The 23,705-nt window shown below is 70.6% G+C and carries 20 protein-coding genes; 7 read left to right on the top strand and 13 right to left on the bottom strand.

The window, feature by feature from the left end; genetic code table 11:
- Window positions 1-26: 26 nt before the first annotated feature.
- On the bottom strand, window positions 27-956 hold the full coding sequence (gene cysK / locus ACYVNR_RS14000) for a cysteine synthase A (protein ID WP_045189484.1): 930 nt from the start codon (window positions 954-956) through the stop codon (window positions 27-29).
- A 253-nt stretch (window positions 957-1,209) separates the two neighbouring features.
- On the opposite strand from cysK, the gene ACYVNR_RS13995 reads away from it, so the two are divergent.
- Window positions 1,210-3,564: a (Fe-S)-binding protein gene (locus ACYVNR_RS13995; protein WP_461048705.1), complete on the top strand. Its 2,355-nt coding sequence runs from the start codon at window positions 1,210-1,212 to the stop codon at window positions 3,562-3,564.
- Between the two features lie 97 nt (window positions 3,565-3,661).
- Here the strand turns inward: ACYVNR_RS13995 and ACYVNR_RS13990 are convergent, their stop codons facing one another.
- Entirely contained in the window at window positions 3,662-4,702 is a 1,041-nt protein-coding gene (locus tag ACYVNR_RS13990) for a M4 family metallopeptidase (protein WP_458799388.1), read from the bottom strand.
- A gap of 158 nt (window positions 4,703-4,860) precedes the next feature.
- Between ACYVNR_RS13990 and ACYVNR_RS13985 the strand changes: the two genes are divergently transcribed.
- The 3 genes from ACYVNR_RS13985 to ACYVNR_RS13975 all read left to right on the top strand — a co-directional run bounded on the left by ACYVNR_RS13985 (window position 4,861) and on the right by ACYVNR_RS13975 (window position 9,916).
- Entirely contained in the window at window positions 4,861-6,810 is a 1,950-nt protein-coding gene (locus tag ACYVNR_RS13985) for a glycosyl hydrolase family 28-related protein (RefSeq protein ID WP_461048702.1), read from the top strand.
- Window positions 6,811-6,911: 101 nt separating this feature from the next.
- On the top strand, window positions 6,912-7,634 hold the full coding sequence (locus ACYVNR_RS13980) for a transporter substrate-binding domain-containing protein (RefSeq protein ID WP_458799386.1): 723 nt from the start codon (window positions 6,912-6,914) through the stop codon (window positions 7,632-7,634).
- A 206-nt stretch (window positions 7,635-7,840) separates the two neighbouring features.
- Window positions 7,841-9,916, top strand: a complete 2,076-nt coding sequence (locus ACYVNR_RS13975) for a hypothetical protein (protein WP_461048700.1) — start codon at window positions 7,841-7,843, stop codon at window positions 9,914-9,916.
- 87 nt (window positions 9,917-10,003) lie between these two features.
- Here ACYVNR_RS13975 and ACYVNR_RS13970 read toward each other — a convergent pair whose 3' ends face one another.
- The 3 genes from ACYVNR_RS13970 to ACYVNR_RS13960 all read right to left on the bottom strand — a co-directional run bounded on the left by ACYVNR_RS13970 (window position 10,004) and on the right by ACYVNR_RS13960 (window position 13,412).
- Window positions 10,004-10,417 carry a DUF779 domain-containing protein gene (locus ACYVNR_RS13970; protein ID WP_461048698.1) on the bottom strand — a complete coding sequence of 138 codons (414 nt, stop codon included), beginning with the start codon at window positions 10,415-10,417 and terminating at the stop codon, window positions 10,004-10,006.
- Between the two features lie 55 nt (window positions 10,418-10,472).
- Window positions 10,473-11,996 carry an acetaldehyde dehydrogenase ExaC gene (gene exaC, locus ACYVNR_RS13965; protein ID WP_461048696.1) on the bottom strand — a complete coding sequence of 508 codons (1,524 nt, stop codon included), beginning with the start codon at window positions 11,994-11,996 and terminating at the stop codon, window positions 10,473-10,475.
- A gap of 162 nt (window positions 11,997-12,158) precedes the next feature.
- Window positions 12,159-13,412, bottom strand: coding sequence for a transcriptional regulator (locus ACYVNR_RS13960; protein WP_461048694.1), 1,254 nt, complete (start codon window positions 13,410-13,412; stop codon window positions 12,159-12,161).
- A gap of 175 nt (window positions 13,413-13,587) precedes the next feature.
- Between ACYVNR_RS13960 and ACYVNR_RS13955 the strand changes: the two genes are divergently transcribed.
- Window positions 13,588-14,313 (top strand): hypothetical protein, encoded by a 726-nt coding sequence (locus tag ACYVNR_RS13955; protein WP_045189496.1) that lies wholly within the window; start codon window positions 13,588-13,590, stop codon window positions 14,311-14,313.
- 80 nt (window positions 14,314-14,393) lie between these two features.
- Here ACYVNR_RS13955 and rpmG read toward each other — a convergent pair whose 3' ends face one another.
- From rpmG to ACYVNR_RS13925, 6 genes are all read right to left on the bottom strand, one after another.
- Window positions 14,394-14,561 carry a 50S ribosomal protein L33 gene (gene rpmG / locus ACYVNR_RS13950; protein ID WP_045189498.1) on the bottom strand — a complete coding sequence of 56 codons (168 nt, stop codon included), beginning with the start codon at window positions 14,559-14,561 and terminating at the stop codon, window positions 14,394-14,396.
- Between the two features lie 149 nt (window positions 14,562-14,710).
- On the bottom strand, window positions 14,711-15,640 hold the full coding sequence (locus tag ACYVNR_RS13945) for an ABC transporter substrate-binding protein (protein ID WP_045189500.1): 930 nt from the start codon (window positions 15,638-15,640) through the stop codon (window positions 14,711-14,713).
- A gap of 35 nt (window positions 15,641-15,675) precedes the next feature.
- Window positions 15,676-16,443: an ABC transporter permease gene (locus tag ACYVNR_RS13940; RefSeq protein WP_045189501.1), complete on the bottom strand. Its 768-nt coding sequence runs from the start codon at window positions 16,441-16,443 to the stop codon at window positions 15,676-15,678.
- Entirely contained in the window at window positions 16,440-17,084 is a 645-nt protein-coding gene (locus tag ACYVNR_RS13935; protein WP_045189503.1) for an ABC transporter permease, read from the bottom strand. The genes ACYVNR_RS13940 and ACYVNR_RS13935 overlap by 4 nt, the downstream gene beginning before the upstream one ends.
- On the bottom strand, window positions 17,084-18,262 hold the full coding sequence (locus ACYVNR_RS13930) for an ABC transporter ATP-binding protein (RefSeq protein ID WP_461048690.1): 1,179 nt from the start codon (window positions 18,260-18,262) through the stop codon (window positions 17,084-17,086). Before ACYVNR_RS13930 ends, ACYVNR_RS13935 begins: the two co-directional genes overlap by 1 nt.
- Entirely contained in the window at window positions 18,259-19,014 is a 756-nt protein-coding gene (locus ACYVNR_RS13925) for an IclR family transcriptional regulator (protein WP_461048688.1), read from the bottom strand. The genes ACYVNR_RS13930 and ACYVNR_RS13925 overlap by 4 nt, the downstream gene beginning before the upstream one ends.
- Window positions 19,015-19,166: 152 nt before the next feature.
- Here ACYVNR_RS13925 and ACYVNR_RS13920 point away from each other — a divergent pair, with 152 nt between their 5' ends.
- Window positions 19,167-20,615 (top strand): aromatic amino acid ammonia-lyase, encoded by a 1,449-nt coding sequence (locus tag ACYVNR_RS13920; RefSeq protein ID WP_461048686.1) that lies wholly within the window; start codon window positions 19,167-19,169, stop codon window positions 20,613-20,615.
- A gap of 52 nt (window positions 20,616-20,667) precedes the next feature.
- Here ACYVNR_RS13920 and ACYVNR_RS13915 read toward each other — a convergent pair whose 3' ends face one another.
- Together ACYVNR_RS13915 and dcd are read right to left on the bottom strand one after the other, a co-directional pair.
- Complete coding sequence (locus ACYVNR_RS13915) at window positions 20,668-21,453, bottom strand: alpha/beta hydrolase (protein WP_461048684.1); 786 nt, start codon at window positions 21,451-21,453, stop codon at window positions 20,668-20,670.
- Window positions 21,450-22,028: a dCTP deaminase gene (gene dcd, locus ACYVNR_RS13910; RefSeq protein WP_458799375.1), complete on the bottom strand. Its 579-nt coding sequence runs from the start codon at window positions 22,026-22,028 to the stop codon at window positions 21,450-21,452. The genes ACYVNR_RS13915 and dcd overlap by 4 nt, the downstream gene beginning before the upstream one ends.
- Before the next feature lie 80 nt (window positions 22,029-22,108).
- Between dcd and ACYVNR_RS13905 the strand changes: the two genes are divergently transcribed.
- Window positions 22,109-23,665, top strand: a complete 1,557-nt coding sequence (locus tag ACYVNR_RS13905; protein ID WP_461048682.1) for an AAA family ATPase — start codon at window positions 22,109-22,111, stop codon at window positions 23,663-23,665.
- Window positions 23,666-23,705: the final 40 nt, after the last annotated feature.

Raw genomic sequence — 23,705 nt, 5'->3', positions numbered from 1 at the left:
CGGGTGATGCGTGGTGCGGACCTGCGTCAGTCGACGAGGCCCTCGAAGAGGACGGTGGACAGGTAGCGCTCACCGAACGACGGGATGATGACGACGATCGTCTTGCCCTTGTTCTCGGGACGCTGGGCGACCTGGACGGCCGCGGCGATGGCGGCGCCCGAGCTGATGCCGACGAGCAGGCCCTCCTCGGTGGCCGCGCGGCGCGCCCACTTCACGGCGGTGTCGGCGTTGACGTCGATGACCTCGTCGTAGATCGAGGTGTCGAGGATCTCGGGGACGAAGTTGGCGCCGATGCCCTGGATCTTGTGCGGTCCGGGCTGCCCGCCGTTGAGGATGGCGGACTCCTCGGGCTCGACGGCGATGATCTTCACGTCGGGCTTGCGCGACTTGAGCACCTGGCCGACGCCGGTGATGGTGCCGCCCGTGCCGATGCCGGCGACGACGATGTCGACCTCGCCGTCGGTGTCCTTCCAGATCTCCTCGGCCGTGGTCTTGCGGTGGATCTCGGGGTTGGCCTCGTTGGCGAACTGGCGGGCGAGCACCCCACCGCGCTCGGCTGCGATCTCGTCGGCCTTGGCGACGGCGCCCTTCATGCCGGTGGCCGGGTCGGTGAGGACGAGCTCGGCGCCGAAGGCGCGCAGCAGCGCGCGACGCTCCTTGCTCATCGACTCGGGCATCGTCAGCACGACCTTGTAGCCGCGTGCCGCGCCGACCATGGCCAGCGCGATGCCGGTGTTGCCGGAGGTGGCCTCGACGATGGTGCCGCCGGGCTTCAGCTGGCCGCTGGCCTCGGCCGCGTCGACGATGGAGACGCCGATGCGGTCCTTGACCGAGTTGGCCGGGTTGTAGAACTCCAGCTTCGCGGCGACCGTCGCCTCGGCTCCGTCGGTGACCTTGTTGAGGCGCACGAGCGGCGTGTTCCCGATGAGCTTGGTGACGTCGTCGTAGATCGGCATTGCGGGGCCCTTTCGGCTGGGTGTGGCTGGATGGGGCGGACACTCGTTCGGCCCGGTTGCCAGCGACAACCGAGTCCTCGTTATGCATATTCCAACACACGGTTATCGATTGCCAAGGGGACGACCATGATCCGGGCGGATCCGCACCCCGCCGCCGTATGCCGCGGGCGCCCTCTCGGACGGGACGAGCGTCACGGCGCGACGGGCGTCACATTCACTAAGCGCTTGCTAACTCGTCAGTAGACTCGCCGCCATGAATGCCCTCCAGATCGTCGCCGCCGTCGTCTGCCTCGGGGTGACCGCCGTCGCCGTGGCCCTGCTGGTGAAGACGGTGAACCGCTTCCTCGCGACGTTCAGGCTCGGTCAGCCCGAGGACCGTGGCGACGACAAGGGGGCACGCACCCGCACGCTGCTGCGCGAGTTCCTCGGACACACCCGCATGTCACGGCTGCCGGTCGTCGCCATCGCGCACTGGTTCACGATGGTGAGCTTCGGCGTCCTCTTCTTCACCCTGCTCAACGCGTTCGGCCAGCTCTTCCAGCCCGAGTTCGTGCTTCCGGTGATCGGCCACTTCTTCCTGTACGAGTGGGTCACCGACTTCTTCGCCTTCGCCGGCTTCATCAGCATCGTGCTGCTCATGGTGATCCGGCAGAAGAACCACCCGCGCTCGGCCGCCGGCGAGGACGGCCGTCGAAGCCGCTTCTTCGGCTCCACCTGGTGGCAGGCCTACTACGTCGAGCTGACGATCCTCGGCGTCACCCTCTGCATCGGGCTGCTCCGCGCCCTCGAGTGGACCCTCGCCCGCAAGACCGGCACGGGCATGGACACCGCCCTGCACTTCCCGCTCACCGGCTGGATCGGCAACTTCTTCACCGGCCTGTCGGTCGGCGCCATCGAGAACCTCATCGTCGTCATCGCCGCGATCAAGATCCTCATCAGCTTCGCCTGGATGATCACCATCGCCCTGCAGCCGACGATGGGTGTCGCCTGGCACCGCTTCCTCGCCTTCTTCAACATCTTCTTCAAGCGCCACGCCGACGGGCGCACCAGCCTCGGCGAGCTGCAGCCCATCCGCATCAAGGGCGAGGTGCTCGACTTCGAGCAGGTCGAGGACCTCGACGAGGACGCCGCGCTCGGCGTCGGCAAGGTCGAGGACTTCACCTGGAAGGGCCTGCTCGACTTCACCACCTGCACCGAGTGCGGCCGCTGCCAGAGCCAGTGCCCGGCGTGGAACACCGACAAGCCGCTCAGCCCGAAGCTGCTCGTCATGACGCTGCGCGACCACGCACACGCCAAGGCGCCGTGGCTGCTCGCCTCCGAGGAGGTGCGCGCAGCCGGTATCGAGGCGGCTGACGGTGACTTCTCCGCGGCGACCAAGGGCGCCGTCGCCACCGAGCAGCTCGTCGGCGAGACCGGCTACGACATCCGCCACCCGCTCACGGCGTACAACCCGCACGGGCCCGACGCCGTCATCGACGAGGACGTGCTCTGGTCGTGCACCACCTGCGGTGCCTGCGTCGAGCAGTGCCCCGTCGACATCGAGCACGTCGACGCCATCGTCGACATGCGCCGCTACAAGAACCTCATCGAGTCGGCGTTCCCGGCCGAGCTCAACGGCCTGTTCAAGAATCTCGAGAAGAACAGCAACCCGTGGGGCCTCGCCCCGCGGCTGCGGATGGACTGGGCCAAGGACCTCCCGTTCGAGGTCAAGCAGGTCGGCCAGGACGTCGAGAGCCTCGACGAGGTCGACTACCTCTTCTGGGTCGGCTGCGCCGGCGCCTACGAGGACCGTGCCAAGAAGACGACCCGCGCGGTCGCCGAGCTGCTCGACACCGCCGGCGTCAGCTTCGCGGTGCTCGGTGACGGCGAGGCCTGCACCGGCGACTCGGCCCGCCGCGCCGGCAACGAGTTCCTCTTCCAGATGCTCGCCCAGCAGAACGTCGAGACCCTCAACGAGGTCGGCGCGACGAAGATCGTCGTCACGTGTGCGCACTGCTTCAACACCATCAAGAACGAGTACCCCCAGCTCGGTGGCCAGTACGAGGTGCTGCACCACACGCAGCTGCTCAACCGGCTCGTCCGCGAGAAGCGCCTGACGCCGGTCGCGCGCCCGGGTGAGGCCGCCTCGGCCGGCACCCTCACCGGCGCCGCCTCCACCGGGGCGAAGGTCACCTACCACGACCCGTGCTACCTCGGCCGCCACAACCAGGTGTACGCGCCGCCGCGCGAGCTGCTGCAGATCCTGCCCGGAGTCGAGTACGCCGAGATGGAGCGCTCGAAGGAGAAGTCCTTCTGCTGCGGCGCAGGCGGTGCCCGCATGTGGATGGAGGAGAAGCTCGGCACCCGGATCAACACGAACCGCACCGAGGAGGCCCTCGCCACCGGCGCTGACCGCATCGCCGTCGGCTGCCCCTTCTGCAAGGTCATGCTCACCGACGGGCTCAACGCCGCCGTCCAGGACGGCAAGAAGGCCGAGGGCGAGGTCGAGGTCGTCGACGTCGCGCAGATGCTGCTCGCCGCGGTGCGCCGTGGCAACGAGGGCGGCGAGCCCGTCGAGGCCACCGAGCCCGAGCCCCAGCCCGACCCGGAGCCCGCGCCGACCGCCTGACCCGACCGCCTGACCCGACCGGACGGCATACGCGAAGGACGACGAAGAGGCCCCTCCCGAGCCGGGAGGGGCCTCTTCGCGTGGGTGGCGGGTGGTGTCAGAGGATGCCGCGCGCCTGGAAGGCGCGAGTGACCGCGGTGGCGGCTCCGTTGCCGTAGAGGCGCTGCGCGGCAGCCACGGTCGCGGCCGCGGCGTCGCGGAACGACGTGTCGGGCGCGAAGTCGAACTGCGCCTCGACGATGAGAGTCGTGGCCCGGGTGTCGCCGAGCGCGGTGCGGATGTCCCACAGGGCGCGGGACCAGATCTCGCCGTCGGCGTGGACCTCGCCGCGCACGTCCTCGGGGTAGTGCTTCGACTCGTCGAGGCGACGCAGGCAGTGCGGCGCCGTGCTCGTGTAGGAGACGGAGTCCCAGTCGGCGACGCACGCCTCGGGCGTCTTCGTCGGCTTGCCCGCGGCCCAGCTCGTGACGACGACGGCGAGATAGTCGCCGAACGCCTCGCCGATCGCGCCGGACTCGAGGTTGGTGCCGAAGCCGGGCACCTGGCCGTCCTGCACCGAGTGGCCGTACTCGTGGACGACGACCTCTGCGTCCTCGGCATCGTCCACCCCACCCTTGCCCAGGGTGATGTTGGCCTTGTCCTCACGGAAGAACGAGTTGTCGCCGCCGAACTGGTCGATGCGCACCTCGATCTGGCGCTGGTTGACCGGCCGCAGCGTCGAGCCGAAACCGAGGTGCTGCAGGTAGGCCTGGGCGGTGGTCACCCAGTGGTAGCCCATGACCTGCTCGAACTGGTCGGCGTCGCGGTGGTAGGCGGGGAACGCTCCGCCGACGCTGACGGCGGCCTTGCCGGTCGAGCTCTTGACCCGGGCGTAGGCGCCGGTGAGCGTGCCCGACCCGTCGAGGTCGGTGAGCGTCACCCGGTGGTACGCCGGTGCGAGCGCGGCGTAGTCGGCGTCCTTCTGGTCGGTGAGCGTCTCGATCCCGAGGTCCTGGACCGGGTTCGGCAGGAACACGGTTGCGCCGGCCCTGTGGTCGAAGGGCGACGGTGCGCCCTGGGCCACCTCGGCCGGCACCGACAGGCCCGCGAGCGCTGCTGCGACGACGCTGAGCCCCACTGCTGTTCGACGTGTGATCATCGGCGGCCTTCCTCCTGAACGTCTCCTCGCGCCAGCGTAGGACTCCGAGAGGCCGCCTGGCGGGTTGCGGAGGGTCTGGGTCGACGAACCTGTGCCACACCGTGAGAACGCTCTCACAAACTCTTGCCCAACCCTCCGCGACAGTGAATCGTGTGCCCATGACTCATCGACGAGATCGACGCCGGCGGCCCGCGACCGCCCTCCACCGGCTGGCCCTCACGGCCCTGGCTGTCGCCACTGCGGCCGTGCCGACCCTTGCCGTCGCCGGCGCCGAGGCCGCTGCCCCGCCGCCGAGTGCCGTGACCTCGGCGAGCTCCGCGCCCTCTGCCGCCGCCGTGGCCGGCGCGGTCCCCGCGGCAGTCACGGCGCCGGACCTCGGCTCCGGCACCCTCGTGCTCGACCCGTCCATGTCGACCGCCGAGATCAAGGCGAAGGTGGACGCCATCTCGGCCACCCAGGTCTCCAACGAGATGGGACCCCAGCGGCACGCGATCCTCTTCAAGCCGGGCACGTACGGCTCCGCGACCGAGCCGCTCAACTTCCAGGTCGGCTACTACACGGAGGTCGCCGGGCTGGGCCAGAACCCCGGTGACGTCGTCATCAACGGCTCGGTCTACGTGCGCAACCAGTGCTCCGCAGGCGGCTGCATCGCGCTCAACAACTTCTGGCGCTCGATGTCGAACCTGACGATCAACGTGACCACCCCCGACTTCGCCTGCTACTCAGGACAGTTCTGGGCCGTCTCGCAGGCCGCCCCGCTGCGCCGCGTGCACGTCAAGGGCCAGACGACGCTCATGGACTACTGCACCGGGCCGTCCTTCGCCAGCGGCGGGTTCATCGCTGACTCCACGTTCGACGGCCCAGTCATCAACGGCTCGCAGCAGCAGTTCTTCACGCGCAACAGCAGCGTCGGCAGCTGGACCAACGGCGTCTGGAACCAGGTCTTCTCGGGTGTCGAGGGCGCGCCGGGCGAGTGCTTCCCTGCCGCGAACGGCTGCGGTCCGTACACGACCGTCCCGAAGACGTCGGTGAGTCGCGAGAAGCCCTACCTCTACGTCGACCGAGCGGGCGCCTACCGCGTCTTCGTGCCTGCCGCCGCCACCGACACGAGCGGCGTCTCGTGGGCCGGTGGCTCGACGCCCGGACGCTCGATCAGCCTCGCCGACTTCTACGTCGCCCGCCCGTCCGACTCGGCGCAGGCGATCAACCGCGAGCTCGCGCGAGGTCGCAACCTGCTGCTCACGCCGGGCGTCTACCACCTCGACGAGACCCTGCGCGTCAAGCGGGCCGGCACCGTGGTGCTCGGCCTCGGCCTCGCGAGCCTCACGCCGACCACCGGACAGGCCGCCATGAGCGTCGCCGACGTGCCCGGTGTCGACATCGCCGGACTCACCTTCGACGCCGGCCCGGTGAACTCACCCGTCCTGCTCCGGGTGGGCACCCAGCGGGCCGCGAACGGACGGGGCCCGAGCCGCGCCGGATGGAGCAGCGCCGCCGACCCGACTGCGCTGCAGGACGTCTTCTTCCGCATCGGCGGGCCCTACGTCGGCAAGGCCACGGTGAGCCTCGAGGTCAACAGCGACCACGTCGTCCTCGACGACATCTGGGCCTGGCGCGCCGACCACGGCAACGGGGTCGGGTGGACGAGCAACACCGCCGACACCGGTCTCATCGTGAACGGTGACCACGTCACTGCCACAGGCCTTTTCGTCGAGCACTACCAGAAGACCGAGGTCATCTGGAACGGTGAGCACGGGTCGGTCACGTTCTTCCAGAACGAGCTGCCCTACGACCCGCCGAGCCAGGCCGCATGGATGTCGGCGCCGGGACACGAGGGATACCCGGCCCTGGTCGTCGGTTCCGGCGTGAAGAGCTTCAAGGGCACCGGCATGGGGTCCTACAGCTTCTTCAACCAAGGGGTCGACATCTTCGCCGCCAACGCGTTCGAGGTGCCGGTCACGCCCGGGGTGCGCCTGCACAACCTGCTGACGATCTTCCTCGACCCGTCCAACGGCAAGGGCGGCATCCGCAACGTCGTCAACGGCGTCGGCGGGCCCTCCACGGTCGCCAACGCAGACGTGCCGGTCACCGTCGTCGACTACCCCTGACGGCAACGCTTCTCGGCCCGGCGGTCGTATGCCGCCGGGCCGGGTGGGCGGCCCGGCGGCATACGATGCCCGGTCTCGCGCCACCGTCCTACCATGAGCCGATGCGCGCCGACCTGACGACCATCGCCCGCGACCTCGCCCCGACGGGGACGCTCCGGGCCTCGATCAACCTCGGCAACGCGGTGCTCGCCCAGGGCACGCTCGACGAGCCGCGCGGCGTGACGGTCGACATCGCCCACGTCGTCGGCGAACGCCTCGCCGTCCCGGTCGAGCTCGTCACCTTCGACGGTGCCCGCAAGTCGTTCGAGGCGATGGCGAGCGGCGCCGCCGACATCTGCTTCCTCGCGATCGACCCCGTGCGTGAGGCGGAGGTCGCCTTCACCGAGCCCTACGTCATCATCGAGGGCGCCTACGTCGTGCCCTCGGACTCACCGTTGCGGACCGTTGCCGACGTCGACGCCGAGGGCATCCGGGTCGCGGTCAAGGCCGGCTCCGCCTACGACCTGCACCTCACGAGGACGCTGCAGCGCGCGACCCTCGTGCGCAACGACGAGGGCGTCGGCTCCCTCCTCGCCCATCCGCTCGAAGCGGGCGCCGGCATCCGCGAGGCCGTCACCACGTTCGCCGACGAACACGCGGGCTTCCGCGTCGTCGACGGTGCGTTCATGCAGATCCGGCAGGCCGTCGGAACCACGCGTACGCGGTCGGCCGAGTCCGTCGCCTTCCTCCGCGACCTCGTCGAGGAGCTCAAGGCGAGTGGCTTCGTCGCCGACGCGCTCGAGCGTGCAGGACAGCGACGCGAGGCGGCGGCGCCGCCGGCCTGAGCCGGACGGCATACTCAATCTGCGCGGTAGGGGTTCTCGGGACGCCCTGGCGGTGGGACAGTGGCGACTGAGGACGACCCGGCTCTCAGGCGAACGCCGATAGCTCAAGGTCGGTCGGCCCCACCTCCGGTCTGGCACGCCAGACCGAGACCGCCGACCACAACGCGGCGTGCCCCGGCCTGGCCCACCTCGAAAGGGAATGCTCCATGGCCTTGCGCCGCGTTTCTCTGATCCGCACCGGTGTCCTCGCGACACCCGCTCTGGTCGTCGCAGCACTGCTGCTGCCGACCACCCAGGCGAACGCCTCGTCCCCATCCATCGCCCTCAGCGGCACCTCGAGCCCCGTCACCGGCTCCTTCGTCCCGAGCGACGGCGGCACGGTCCCGGAGTTCGCGACCCCGGAGGACGAAGCCTCGCCCGACGCCTTCACCGGCACCATCGCGAACAGGACCCTCTCGCAGGGCCACGCCGCGGGGCACGGTGTCACCGTCGCGAATGCGACTCGCGCCAAGTCGAACCCGACCTTCACGACGGGTTTCGAGGGCCTCAACCACTACCAGCAGCGCTACTCGCGCGGCGGCAACCAGTTCAGCATCGAGCCGCCCGACCAGGCGCTCTGCGTCGGTGCCGGGCACGTCGTCGAAGCGGTCAACGACGTCTTCAACGTCTACGACCCTGCCGGGGTGTCACAGCTGCCCGACAACACGGCGACGAACATCGTGGCCGGATTCCCGCGCGACGTCCACCATGCCGTCGACCTCAACTCCTTCTACGGGTACGCGCCCGCCGTCAACCGCGCCACCGGCGCGCTCGGGCCGGAGCTCACCGACCCGACGTGCATCTTCGACGCCGCGACCCAGCGGTTCTTCCTCGTCGTGCTCACGCTCGACCGTGCCGCCGACGGCTCGTTGAACTTCGTCAACCACCTCGACCTCGCGGTGTCGCAGACGTCGAACCCGGTGGGCTCGTGGAACATCTACAAGCTCGACGTGACGAACGACGGCACGAACACCGGCGGAGTCAACCCCGGCCCGTACCTCGGCGACTACCCGCACATCGGCGCGGACGCCAACGGCGTCTACCTCACGACGAACGCGTATCCCTGGACCGCGAACGGCTTCGCCGGCGCCCAGATCTACGCCCTGTCCAAGGCGCAGCTGGCCGCGGGTGCAGCGAACGTCGCCACGCAGCACATCGACACGTCCGGCCTGGTGGCCGCTCCGAGCGACGCCGGACCCACCCAGCCCGGCTTCACGGTCTGGCCGGCCCAGTCACCGGGCGCCTCGTCGTTCAACCTCAGCAACAACGGCACCGAGTACTTCCTCAGCTCGAACGCCGCGGACGAGGCGACCCACCCGAAGGCCGGCACCGGCGGCGACTACGTGTCGCAGCAGATCGTCGTCTGGTCCCTGACGAACACCGGCTCGCTCAACACGAGCAGCCCCAACCTCCACCTGGCCAACCGGCTGGTGGACGTCGGGAGATATGCGCTGCCGCCGAAGCAGCACCAGCCCGGGTCAGGGACCCCTCCCGGGATCACCACGCCCCAGGGACACTGCCTCGGTGACACGACGACGCAGCTGTTCAACGGCCAGTTCGGTTGCTACCGGCTCCTCGTCGGCGCTCCGTCCAGCGAGGTCGTCTCCACGCCCGACTCGAACGACACCCGCATGCAGCAGGTGACGTACGCGAACGGCAAGCTCTGGGGTGCACTCGACACTGCGGTAACGCCGCAGGACACCACCACGAACCGGGCGGGTATCGCGTGGTACGTCGTCAAGCCCGGTGGTGCGACGCTGGCACCCAAGATCGGGCTCTCCGGCTACCTCACCGAGGCCGGCACGGACTTCACGTACCCCGCCATCGGCGTCACGTCGAGCGGTCGAGGCGTCATGGCCTTCACCGCGACCGGTGACTCACTCTTCCCCAGCGCCGCGTACGCACCGATCGACGCCCTCACCGGGCTCGGCCCGTGGAACGTGGTTCCCAACGGACAGGGAAAGGCCACGGCGGACGGCTTCACCAGCTACAAGGCCCAGGTCGGCAACCCGCCCCGCACCAGGTGGGGTGACTACGGCGCCGCCGCGGTCGACGGCGGCACCGTGTGGGTCGCGAGCGAGTACGTCGCGAGCGCCTGTGACTACACCGCGTGGGGTGGCCCGTTCTTCGCGGGCGGCACGGGCGACAACCTGCTCGGCACCTGCGCCGGGGCGAGCCACGGCCCGGGCGTTCGGACGGCGCTCGCCAACTGGTCGACACGGGTCAGCGCCTTCGTCCCGTGACGACGTGACGGCCGAGCGCACCACCTGAGCGCTCTCACCGAGTACGCGTCGGGCCGGCTTCGGCAGGGAAGCCGGCCCGACGCCTCGTCAGCCCGTCGGTGGCCGTCCGACCCTCGGCGGGAGCAGGCTGAGCTGCGCGCTCTCGGCGTCGGTGAACAGGCGCGAGCGGATGAGGAACCGCACTCCCTCCGGCGCCTCTACCGAGAAACCGCTGCCGCGACCCTTGACGACGTCGACGGTCAGGTGTGTGTGCTTCCAGTACTCGTACTGCGACGCCGACATCCAGAAGGCGACCGGCTCGGCGAGCCCGTCCACGACGAGGTCGCCGAGATGGACGTCCACCTCGCTCGTCAGGAAGTCGCCGGCCGGAAAACACATGGGCGAGCTGCCGTCGCAGCAGCCACCCGACTGGTGGAACATCAGCTCACCGTGGATCCCGGTGAGGCGGCGGAGCAGGTCCGCCGCCTCACCGGTGAGGTCGACCCGGCTGGGGGAAGCCATGGGCTCTCCGGGTGCGACCGCCTGTGCGGGCTCCTGCGACACGGGCACGTCCCGGTCAGAAGAAGCCGAGCGCGTCGGGCGAGTAGGAGACGAGGAGGTTCTTCGTCTGCTGGTAGTGGTCGAGCATCATCTTGTGGTTCTCCCGTCCGATGCCCGACTGCTTGTAGCCACCGAAGGCGGCGTGCGCCGGGTACTGGTGGTAGCAGTTCGTCCACACCCGCCCGGCCTTGATGCCGCGGCCCATCCGGTACGCACGTGCGCCGTCCCGCGTCCACACGCCGGCTCCCAGGCCGTACAGGGTGTCGTTGCTGATGGCGAGCGCGTCGACCTCGTCCTCGAAGCTCGTGAGCGACACGACCGGACCGAAGATCTCCTCCTGGAAGATGCGCATCGAGTTGTTGCCCTCGAAGACGGTCGGGGCCACGTAGTAGCCCTCGGCGAGGTCGCCGTCCAGCACGTTGCGCTCACCGCCGGTGAGCACCTTCGCACCTTCCTGACGGCCGATGTCGAGGTAGGAGAGGATCTTCTCGAGCTGGTCGTTGCTCGCCTGGGCCCCCATCGTCGTCTCGGTGTCGAGCGGGTTGCCCTGCTTGATCTTCTCGACACGGGCCACGGCGTCGGGCACGAAGTCGGAGTAGATGGAGCTCTGCACGAGTGCGCGTGACGGGCAGGTGCAGACCTCACCCTGGTTGAGCGCGAACATCGTGAAACCCTCGAGAGCCTTGTCGTAGAAGGCATCCCGCTCCTGCGCGACGTCCTCGAAGAAGACGTTCGGGCTCTTGCCGCCGAGCTCGAGCGTGACCGGGATGATGTTCTGGCTCGCGTACTGCATGATGAGCCGGCCCGTCGTCGTCTCGCCGGTGAAGGCGATCTTCGCGATGCGCGGGCTGCTCGCGAGCGGCTTGCCGGCCTCGACGCCGAAACCGTTGACGACGTTCACGACACCCGGCGGCAGCAGGTCACCGATGAGCTCGACGACCTTGAGGATCGACCACGGCGTCTGCTCTGCCGGCTTGAGCACGACACAGTTGCCCGCGGCGAGGGCGGGGGCGAGCTTCCACACGGCCATGAGGATCGGGAAGTTCCACGGAATGATCTGGCCGACGACGCCCAGCGGCTCGTGGAAGTGGTAGGCGACGGTGTTCTCGTCGATCTCCGAGCTCGAACCCTCCTGTCCGCGAAGCACGCCCGCGAAGTAGCGGAAGTGGTCGACGGCCAGCGGCAGGTCGGCGGCGAGGGTCTCGCGAACGGCCTTGCCGTTCTCCCACGTCTCGGCGACGGCCAGGGCCTCGAGGTTCTCCTCGATGCGGTCGGCGATCCGGTTGAGGATGAGCGAGCGCTCGCCGAGGCTCGTGCGGCCCCAAGCGGGAGCGGCGGCGTGGGCGGCGTCGAGGGCGGCCTCGATGTCCTCCTCGGTGCCGCGGGCGATCTCGCAGAACGGCTTGCCGTTGACCGGCGAGGTGTTCTCGAACCAGAGGCCCTTCTTCGGGTCGACCCAGTTGCCGCCGATGAAGTGGCCGTAGCGGTCGAGCACGGTGACGAGCGAGTCCGGCGCTCCGGGGGGTGCGTAGACGGTCATGGTGGTTCTCCCAACATCCTTGGTGGTCCCCTCCCACGGGGTTGCCAGGACGTTAGGCAGCGCAACGTTGCAACCACGTTGCGTCACGTGTCGCCGAGAGCCGGCGAGGCGGCATACGCCCGGGGCACGCCCACGGGAGTCGAGAGGCCAGTCGCTGTCGGGTCAGGGACTGCCGAGCTCGCGGTCGAGGCGCTGGATCTGGTTCTGCACCAGTGGCAGCAGCGGTGAACTCGGGCCGAGCACCTGTGCCTGGGCCTGCCACATCTCGTAGTCGTCGGCCCCCGACGCGGAGCGGGTCCAGGCCGACATCAGGTCCGCCCGTCCGCTGCGCAGGATCGCGGTGCGCACGTCGCCCTCGATGCTCTCGCGCAGCCGCACCACGCCGGGGGCGACCGAGCGGGGCAGCAGGGGTCCCCGGTAGGCGCGCATCGCGCTCGCCACGTCGCCGGCCGCGAGGTGCGCCTCGACGGCGAGCCAGTCGCCCGCGAGCCCGGCGACGAGCCGGTAGGGCCGCGACGCGAGCAGGTCGTCGCCGAGCAGTCCGCGCAGCCGGCCCATCTCCACGCGCAGGGTCGAGGCGCTGCTGTCCTCCTCGTAGAGGAGCACGGCGAGCTCGTCGCCGGAGAGGCCTCGGGGGGCCGACGCGAGCAGGAGCAGGATCTCGCTGTGGCGTGGGCTCAGGCGCACGGTCTGGCGACGGCCGCGCCCGTCGTCGACGGTGAGCAGCGTGTCGTTGCGGCCGAGCGACTCCATCAGGACGGTCAGGCCTCCGCCCGCCGCCACGTCGGGAACGGGCGCACTGCGCGAGCGAACGAGGAGCTCGCGCGCGAGCTCGGACTCGGCCATCCGCGCTGCGGCGCGCACCATCGCCATGGTCTGTGGCACGCCGATCTCGTCGCCGCCGGTGATGTCGAGGACCCCGAGGATGCTCTGGTCGGCGGGGTCGTGGATCGTCGTCGCCGCACAGCTCCAGTGCTGCACCGAACGACGGAAGTGCTCAGCGCCGAGGACGTTGACCGAGCTGTCGAGGCGCAACGCCATCCCCGGTGCGTTGGTGCCGGCGAGCCGCTCGTCCCAGTTGCTGCCCTCGACGAAGCCGATCGACTCCGCCCGGCGCAGGACGCTCGGCGTGCCGCACACCCACAGCAGCTGCCCCGCCGCGTCCGAGACTGCCATGACGGCGTCGCAGTCCCGGGCCGCCTGGCCGAGCACGTCGTCGAGCAGCGGGAACACCCTCGCGAGGGGGTGCGCGGAACGGTGGTCGCGCAGGGCGTCGCCCGGCAGCGTGATCGGCGCGTCCACGGTGTCGACCTGCACCCCGGCCGCCGCCGAACGCAGCCACGAGTCGGCAACGTGGGCGCGGACGCCGGCGCTCTCGGAGTCCGGTCGCGCGGAGCTCTCCTCGTCGACGGGCATGCGCCGATTGTGCACGGCGTGGCGACCCGTCCGACAGGTTCGAGCGGAAAGCCACAGCACGCCCGACCGGACCGTGGAGCGCTGGGTAGGACCAAAGGGTGGTCAAGCGCGGGTTTGAGGCGCACCATGAAAGGACCTGACCGCAGGGTCCCGAGGGAAAGTCCGAGGAGCGACGATGTCACGACGAGCCCCCTTCGTCCCAGACGGTGTGCCGGTGCTGTCACGAGGCCGGCACCGCAGCCCACGCAAGGGCGCCTGCTTCATGGAGATGGCCTCGTTCCTCGCCGGTGAACGATGGAGCGACCACCCCGCGTGCACGCATCCCGTGCTCTCGACCCTCGCCCGCTGCGTCAACGACATGCTCGACGAGACGCACCGGCAACGGCTCGTGACGATGATCCCCGAGGTCGTCGGGCTCAACCCGGACGACCCCCGCGTGCCCGCCGCGCTCGTGCTCACCGCCGCCCGCTCGGCACTCCCGGTGGCGGCCGAGGAACGCCAGAACGTCATGGCGCTCGCGATCCTCAACGCCGAAGGCGTCCTCGCCGAGCAGGACGGCCGGACCCCTGGCCAGCTCTCCAAGGCCTCACGGGCAGCCTTGGCGACCGCGCCCGCTGCCGAGCGCTGGGCCCGCATCCACCTGGCCCGCCTCGGGTTCAACGCCGCAGCCGTGCGCCCCGCCAACGCCGCCAAGATCGTCGCCCTGGCCGTCGACGGGATCGCCCGCGCCTGCATCGACGACCCCGAGGACCGTCTGGTCCAGCTCATCCGTGACGCCATCGACGTCGTGGCCGCCTTCGCGCCGCTGGCCCCCCAGCCGGTCACCGTCACGTGGTCACTGCCTGCCCCCGAGTCGTCCGACGCTCCAGCACCCAGCGAGAGCCGGCCACTGGTGCGCTAGCCGGCACCCGACATCGAGAGAGCACCCCGTCACCGAGGTGACGGGGTGCTCTCTGGATGTCGGCGTGCGCTGCGTCGGGCTCAGCGGGTCTCGCGGAAGTCGACGTGCTCGCGCACGACCGGGTCGAACTTGCGCAGCACGAGCCGGTCGGGCTGGGTGCGGCGGTTCTTCGTCGTGACGTAGCTGAAGCCCGTGCCTGCCGTCGACCGCAGGGTGACGACGGGGCGAAGGTCGGTGCGCTTGGCCAAGGGGACTGCTCCTCTGCTCTCGGGGACGGATCCTCATCCGTCGCACATGAGAACCATTCTCGCCGTGACCTCATTCCCGCGGTCGAGGAACAGCTCGCCCCCGGTGAGGACGAGCTGCTCCGTCGATCTGCTGGGCGCGGGGCCCGGGGTCAGGCCAGTCCGGCCTGCTTGAGGAACTCCGACGCCACGTCCTCGGCGTCCTTCTTGTCGATGACGACCTGCTTGACGAGACCGGCCAGCGTCGAGGTGTCGAGCTTGGCCGACACCGCGTTCAGCGCCGACGAGACGGTGTCGTTGACCTTCGACTTCGTGATGAGGGGGACGACGTTCTGCGCCGCGAAGAACGACTTGGGGTCCTCGAGGACGACGAAACCGTTCGCGGGCACGTTCGGGTCGGTGGTGAAGAGGTTGGCTGCCTGCACCTGGCCGTTCTTCAGGGCCTGGACCGTGAGCGGGCCACCCGCATCGAGCGGCTTGAACTCCTTGAAGTTCAGGCCGTACACCTTCTTCAGCCCGGGCACGCCGGACTCGCGGGTCTTCCACTCGGGCGGGCCGCCGAGGACGAGGTCCTTGGCCACGGGCCCGAGGTCGGCGATCGACTTGAGGTTGTACTTCGTCGCGGTGTCCTTGGTGACGACGACGGCGTCCTTGTCCTCGGCCGCCGACTTCTCGAGCACCTGGAGCCCGGACGGAAGGGACGCCTTGAGCTCGTCGTAGACGGCCTGCGAGTCGGTCGCCTTGGCGGACTTGTTGAAGTACTGGTCGAGGACGCCGGTGTACTCGGGGACGAGGTCGATCGAGCCGTCCTTGAGAGCCGGGATGTACGTCTCACGGCTGCCGATGTTGGGCTTGGTGTCGACGGTGACGCCCTTGGCCTTGAGCGCTCCGGCGTAGATGTCCATGAGCAGCTCGGACTCGGGGAAGTTCGCCGACCCGACGACGATGGTGCCGCTGGGGGCCTTGGACCCCGCGCCGGTCGGCTGGGCGAGCGGGTCGCCTCCACTACTCGACCCGCAAGCCGCGAGACCGGCGAGAGCCAGGGCGGAGACCGCCGTGAGAACCGTCTTGGTGTGCGTCATGCTCTTCTCTTTCCTGTGGGCGCTGAGCTGGGGGATCAGTGGGCCGTGCCGACCGTCGTGGTGGCCGGTGACTCTGCGGTGGCCGGTGACTCTGCGGTGGACCCGACCGCGACGCGGGCGCGTCTGGTGCGGAACCGTCCGGTGACACCGCGTGAGACGGCGAACCGCTGGACGACGGCGGCGACGAGATCGATGACGAGGGCCAGGGCGGCGACGAGGACGGCGCCAGAGGCCATCTGGGGGTAGTCGCGGACCGCCAGACCATCGATGAGGAAACGACCGAGCCCGCCGAGCCCGACCGTCGCAGCGATGGTCGCGGTGGCCACGACCTGCAACAACGCCGAGCGCAGACCCGAGAAGATGAGTGGGAGGGCGCACGGCACCTCAACCTTGAACAGCACCTGCCAGCCACGCATTCCCATTCCGCGAGCCGCGTCACGGGCCGCCGGGTCGACCTCGTCGATGCCGGCGTAGGTGCCGGCGAGGATCGGCGGGATCGCGAGCACGACGAGCACGATGAGGCTCGGGAGCAGGAAGGCGAGGTCGCCGGACAGGCTCGGCCCGAGCCACAGCACGATGAAGAACAGCAGGCCGAGCGTCGGGATGGCACGGGCGAAGCCGGAGATGTTGACGACGGCGAACTTGCCGCGCCCTGTGTGGCCGACCCACATGCCGGCCGGGATCGCCACGCCCGCGGCGATGACGGTCGCGAGGAGGACGTACTGGAGGTGCTCGAGGAGCCGCTGGACGATGTCGTCGCGGTGGGCGGAGTCGGTGAGCCAGGCGATGATGTCGTTGATCACGATGCGGCCCTCGCTCGGGTCCAGGGCGTCAGCAGCCGGGTGACGACGACGATGACGACGTCGAAGAGCAGCGACAGGACGCCACAGGCGATGATCCCCGTGACGATCGGCGCGAAGAAGTCACGGTTGAAGCCGTCGGTGAAGAGCGAGCCGAGCTGCTCGACGCCGATGATGGCCGCGACGCTGACGATGCTGACGTTGCTGACCGCCGCGACGCGCAGGCCCGCCGAGATGACGGGCACCGCGAGCGGCAGCTCGACACCCAGGAGCCGGCGGACGGGCCGGTAGCCCATGGCGTTGGCGGCGAGCCGCACGTCGTCCGGGATCGCGCCGAGGCCGTCGGCGACCGTGCGCACGAGCAGGGCCACGGTGTAGACCGTCATGGCCACGAGCACGTTGACGGGGTCGAGGATCTGGGTGTGCAGGATGCCGGGAAGGAGGATGAAGACGGCCAGCGAGGGCAGCGTGTAGAGCAGCCCGGTGCCGATGATGAGCGGCGGGTAGGCCCAGGAGAAGCGCCGCGCGAGCCACCCCAGGGGCAGCGCGACGACCAGGCCGAGCAGGAGCGGGATACCCGCCAGGTAGGCGTGGATGACGGAGAGCCGCCACACGTCGTCGAGGTGCGAGGTGAACCAGTCCATCAGAGCGCCTTCGGCTCTGCCACGACGATCCCCTCGCCGGCCCCCTCGCCGGCCTCGTCGCCGGAGGCGTCGGCGGAGGAGGCGGCACGCTCGCGGGCGGCGCTCGCCTCGATGGGCTCGATGAGGTCTCGGGCCCGCACGGTGCCGACGAAGACGCCGTCGGGCCCCACGATGACACCGCGGCCGGACGGCGCCGACAGCGCGGCGTCGAGCGCCTGCCGCAGCGGACCGTCGGTCGAGGCCACGGTGCCGCCCCGGTGGAGGGCATCACGCGTCACCGTCCCGTCCAGGCGCTCCCGCTCGACCCAGCCGACGGGGTGGTCGTCGTCGTCGAGCACGAGGACCCACGGGTCGTCGGTCACCCCCCGCGCGTCAGCGGCGGACGCGCCGAGGCGGACCGTCGGCTCGGAGCTGGTGGGGAACGGTGCGGTGCGGAAGCCGAGCGTGCGGTACCCGCGGTCTCGCCCGACGAAGTCGGCCACGAAGTCGTCGACCGGCCGTGACAGCAGCTCCTCGGGGGCGGCGAGCTGGGCGAGCCTGCCCCCGACCCTGAGGACCGCCACCTGGTCGCCGAGCTTGATCGCCTCGTCGATGTCGTGGGTGACGAAGACGATGGTCTTGCCGATCTCCTCCTGCAGGCGCAGGAACTCGTCCTGGAGCTGCTCGCGCACGATCGGGTCCACCGCGCTGAACGGCTCGTCCATCAGCATCACCGGCGGGTCGGCGGCGAGGGCGCGGGCGACGCCGACGCGCTGCTGCTGGCCGCCGGAGAGCTGCGAGGGGTACCGCTTGGCGAAGGACTGCGGCAGCCCGACGCGGTCCATGAGCTCTAGCGCGTGGCTCGTCGCCTTGGCCTTGTCCCACCCGAGCAGCAGCGGGACGGTGGTGATGTTGGCGAGGATCGTGCGGTGCGGGAAGAGCCCCGCGTGCTGGATGACGTAGCCGATGCCACGGCGCAGCTCGGCGGCGTCGATCGTGGACGTGTCGCGGTCGTCGATGAGGATGCGGCCGCCGGTCGGCTCGATCATCCGGTTGATCATGCGCAGCGACGTGGTCTTGCCACAGCCGGACGGGCCGACGAGCACCGTGATCTTGCCGGTCGGCGCCGTCAGGCTGAGCGCGTCGACGGCGACGGTGCCGTCGGGGAACTCCTTGGTCACGGACTCGAACCGGATCATCGGCTCGTCACCTCATTCGTGTGATGGGTCGGGAACAGGGTTCGCGCGATCGTTCGAGCCTCCGCGGCGACGGCTTCGCCGACGTCACGGCTTCGTTGCTGGTCAAGACGATACGAGGGTCCCACGACATTGAGGGCCCCTGCGATGCCGCCCGTCCACGCGATCGGGGCTGCGATGGCCGTGACGTCCTCTTCGACCTTCGAACGCACCACCACATACCCGCATTCCGGGGTTCGCCCCTGCAGGGCAGCGCCGATGGCCGTGCGGTCGACCGGCACGGTGCGTCCGACCCAACCGGCGTGGCGGATCGAGAAGGTCCCTTCGGCCATCGCGATGTAGACCGCCTCGTCGGATCGTCCCGCGATGCCGAGGTACGCCGACTCCCCGCACTGGACGCTGAGCCGCTCGAGTGCCGGCTCGGCCGCCTTGACCATCTGGTTGCGCCCGAGCGCGATCGCCCCGAACCGGAAGGCCAACGACCCTGGATGGAAGTCGCCACCCGCGTCCCTGCTGACGAAGTCGAGCCCTTCGAGGGTGCGCAGGAGGCGCAGGGCCGTCGTCGGGGACAGTCCGACGACCTTCGCGCACTCCGAGAGGCTGACGGGGGCGGACTCGCAGACGTGCGCGAGGAGGCCGAGCGCGCGCTCGACGGAGCGGGTGGCCGCCCCTCCGGGCGCTGACACCGCTCGGTCGACGCCGGGCGAGGCCGGGCCAGAGGCCGGGACGGTGGTGGAACGTGCTGGTCGTGCCATGGGTGACACCTCGTCGTGCCATCGAGGGGAGAGCCGTACCGCATTTCATCCAGCGGCAAGCCTTTGCTGCACAGTGGCAGTCTGGCACACTGCGAAGTGAGAGCAACAGCCTGTTGCCCGAGGAATCTCACGCCGTGATCCGAGGACCCCACATGACGATCACCCTGACGGGAAAGCAGCTGACGGTCGCGGAGATCGACGCCCTGGGCCGGCGCGCCACCTTCGTCGTCGACGCCGAGGCCGCGTCCGGTGTCGACCGGGCAGCCCGAACGGCACGGATCGTCGCCGCGCTGCGGCCCGTCTACGGCAGGACGTCCGGCGTCGGCGCCAACCGCGACCAGGTCAATGCCTCACCCCGACCGGGACACGCCCTGCTGCGCAGCCACAGCGCGGGGTGGGGTGAGCCGTTCCCGGCACCGATGGTGCGCAGCGCCCTCGCGATCCGCGTCAACCAGCTCCTCGCGGGGGCGTCCGGCGCGAGCGAGGCCCTCCTGCACGCGCTCGTCGACGCCGTGAGGGCCGACGACCCGCAGCTTCCGGTGGTGCACCGCCGGGGCGCCATCGGCACCGGCGACCTCACCGCGCTCGCCGAGGTCGGCCTGACGCTCCTCGGCGAGCGCCCCTGTGGCGACGGGACGTTCCGCACCCCTGCGCCGCTCGACGACGCCGACGCGCTCCCCCTCATGTCGAGCAGCGCCTTCACCCTCGCAGAGGCGGCCCACGGATGCGCCGAGCTGGCCCGCCTCGCCGAGGTGGCCATGGCCGTCTGCGCCCTGTCGTTCGTCGCGCTGCGCGGCAACCCCGAGGCCTTCGGGCCGGTTGTCGAAAAGGTCACGCCCTTCCCGGGCGCCGTCACCGCAGCGGCGACGGTCACCCGGCTGGTGCAGGCCGACATGGTCGAGCCGGCGCAGATCCAGGACTTCTTCGGGCTGCGCACCTTCCCGCAGGTGCACGGCCCGCTGCTCGACCAGATGGGAATCCTGCGCCGGATCGTCGAGGCGCTCGTCAACACCGGCAGCGAGAATCCCGCTGTGGTGCAGTCGGACCCACCCACCGTCGCGCACCACGGCGGCTTCCACCAGGCCTACCTCGCGCTCGCGGTCGACGCCTCCCTGCTCGCCCTCGTGGGCTCGGCACACACCATCGCCTCCCGCATCTCGCACCTGCTCACCGACGCCGCGAGCGGTCTCCCCCGCTTCCTCGCCGGGCCGAAGGCGGGGTCCTCGGGCCTGCTGATCCTCGAGTACGGCGCCGCCTCGGCCATGGCCCTCATCCGCGAGGCCGCATCGGCGGCGCGCTCGATCCAGTGGGTCTCGGTGTCCGCCGGCGTCGAGGACGGGGCGAGCCACGCGTCCGTGTCCACCGCGCGCCTCGGCGAGGCCGCCGACGCCTACCGGCAGCTCATAGCCCTCGAGCTCGTCGCGGCTGTCCGTGCGCTCGACCTCGGCGGTCGACGCGTCTCCGGCGAGCTGGCCGACCTGGTGGCCCGGTGCACGCACCTCGTGGCGGAGCTGGACGACCACGACCTCGCACCGAGCGTGGCGGCCGCCGTCGACGTCGTCGACCACTGGGTCGCCGCGACGCCGCTGCCGTTCGACTGAGCCTGCCGTCGCGGGGGCGAGCGCCCGCCCGACCGGGATCGGACGCGTCGCCTCAGATGTCGATCGTGGTGCCCCCGGAGTGCACGACCCGCGCCACGACGGCGCCGATCGGGCCCGACCGAGGCTCGCCCGAGCCACCCAGCTCCGGCGCGAAGGTCGCGGCGACGGTCTCGGTGACGAGCGCGGTCCACAGCGGCGCGCGCACGAGCATCGCGTGGTCGGAGCGGGCGACGCGCACGAGGGTCGCGTCGAGACCCTCCGCCTGCATCTTCTCGATGCGCTCTCGCGACCGGCTGAGGCCGCAGACGATGTCGCGGTCGCCGTGGATGACGACGGTGCGTCGTCCCACGCCCGGCCAGGGGTCGTCGGGCTCGATCCACGGCGCGAGCGCCAGCACCAGCCGGACGTCCTCCTCGTCGCCGAGGTGCATGGCGACGCGACCGCCCATCGAGTGGCCGACGAGCGCGATCGGCCGGCCGGGGCAGGTCTCGCGGATCTGCCGCAGCGCCCACCGCGCGTCGACGACGGGCATGCGCTGCTCACCGTTCCAGCCGCGCACCCGGAAGCGCAGGCGCGCCACCGCGACCGGCCCCGGCACCCTGCGCAGGGCACGCGCGAACGGCACGAGCCGGGCCACGTTGTGCGACCAGGGGTGGTTGACCTCGAACCCGTCGACCGCGCCCCCGTGCATGACGAGGACGACCACCCCGGCGCGGGCAGGCTGCGCGTCCCACGCGAGGGACGCGAGCGGCATACGTGAGTCGGCACGGGTCGGCTCGGTCGGCTCGGTCGGCTGCGTCGGCCCGGCGGACCTGGACGCCCGGGATGTGGTGCTCACACCTGCGTGCGGTGGAAGTTCTTGAACGACCGGCTCGCGGTCGGGCCGCGCTGGCCCTGGTAGTGGGAGCCGTATGTCGCTGAGCCGTAGGGGTTCTCGGACGGCGAGCTGAGCCTGAAGAAGCAGAGCTGTCCGATCTTCATGCCGGGGTAGAGCATGATCGGCAGCGTCGCGACGTTGGACAGCTCGAGGGTGACGTGGCCGCTGAACCCGGGGTCGACGAAGCCGGCTGTGGCGTGGGTGAGCAGACCGAGCCGGCCCAGCGAGCTCTTGCCCTCGACGCGGGCCGCGAGGTCGTCGGGCAGCGTGACCGTCTCGAGCGTCGACCCGAGCACGAACTCGCCGGGGTGCAGGACGAAGCCCTCCTCGTCCGGGCCGACCTCGACGAGGCGGGTGAGGTCGGGCTGCTCGGCCGCCGGGTCGATGTAGGGGTACTTGTGGTTGTCGAAGAGGCGGAAGAACTTGTCCAGCCGGACGTCGACGCTGGAGGGCTGGACCATCTGCGGGTCCCAGGGGTCGAGCACGACCCGCTCGGCGGAGATCTCGGCCCGGATGTCCTTGTCGGAGAGCAGCACGGGTCGAGGCTATAACGCGGTGCCGGAATCGCTCCCGCACTCCTGCCCTGTGGACCTCGCGCGCCGCCTATCGTCACGTCATGGACCCCTCGAACGCCACCTCGAACGCCACCTCGAAGGCAACAGGGCACGACTCCCCCGCGTCGTCGGTCGACCCGCTGCTCGACGACCTCCACCGCGTCGTGCGGGCCGTGCTCGAGCGGGTCCCGGGCGACGGCGGCGGCCCGCGCCTCGTCGACGTGCTCGCCGACCACCTCGGGGTGGAACCGCGCGCGCTGGCGGTCGTCGCGCAGCCCGTGCCACCGCACCGGATGGTCGATGCCGACCTCGCGCTCGGCGAGGTGTCCGACGACGACCCCGACCGCTCGATCGTCGGCATCGCCGGCGACATGCGCCACCACATGTCGCTGGGCGACCTGGTGCAGGGGCTCCACGGGTCGGGGCTGCCGGTCGGCCAGGTCGACTACGACCGCATGCCCACCGGCCCCGGCAAGGACGACAGCCGCCAGGTGGTCACCTCGGGCATCCGGCTCTTCCGCTTCGAGGGCACCCCCGTCGCCGTGCGCCAGCAGGGCGCCAACCGGCAGTTCGGGCGCGAGGTGGGCAGCATCGAGGTGATGTGCACCGACCGTGACCTGGCCGAGTCGCTCATGGCGCGCGTGCAGCAGCTCATGGACGAGCGGAGCGTCCTCCGGGGCCAGGTCGTCACGTTCGGCAGTGACCCCTACGGCCCCGGCATCAGCGGGGTGACGTTCGTGGAGCGCCCGTCGGTCGACGCCGGGGCGGTCGTGCTCCCCGACGGCCTGCTCGAGCGGGTGTCGCACCACGTCATCGGGATGGGCGAGCAGCGCGCGCGGCTCCTCGCCCATGGCCAGCACCTCAAGCGTGGCGTCCTGCTCTACGGACCGCCCGGCACCGGCAAGACGCACACCGTGCGCCACCTGCTCTCGTCCACTCCCGGCACCACTGCGGTCCTGCTGAGCGGCGGCTCGCTGCGTTTCGTCCACGACGCCGCGAAGGTCGCCCGGGCGCACCAGCCGGCGATCGTCGTCCTCGAGGACTGCGACCTCGTCGCCGAGGACCGCTCCTTCTCGATGGGAGCCTCACCGCTGCTGTTCGAGGTGCTCGACGCCCTGGACGGCCTCGACGCCGACGCCGACGTCGCGTTCGTGCTGACGACCAACCGCGTCGAGGACCTCGAGGTCGCGCTGTCGCAGCGGCCCGGTCGCGTCGACCTCGCGGCGGAGATCCCGCTGCCCGACCTCGAGGGGCGGCTCGAGCTGCTCCGCCTCTACGGCGGCCACCTCTTCGGCGACGAGGCCATGTCGGTCGCTGCTGCCCGTACCGAGGGCACCACGGCGTCGTTCGCGAAGGAGCTCGTGCGCCGCGCGGTGCTCGCCGCGGCGCTGCGCGACGAGCCACCCGCCGACGACCACCTCGGCGGGGCCCTCGACGAGCTGCTGTCGGACTCCCAGCGGCTGACGCGCAGCCTGCTCGGCGTGGGATCCGGCGACGCGGCCGGCGGTCCCGATGGTGCGACGCCGGGCGAGCCCATGGCCGGCCTCCCCCATCGGCCGGGCCGGTCGATCTCGATGTTCGGCTACTCCCCCGACGGGGGCGTCACCCACGCCGGCTGAAGCTGCCTGCCCGATCGGACGGCATACGCCCCCGGGAAGC

The organism is Terrabacter koreensis (genome assembly GCF_054783315.1).
The sequence above is the reverse complement of the archived record's forward strand: the minus strand, read 5'-3'. Positions and strand labels throughout refer to the sequence as shown.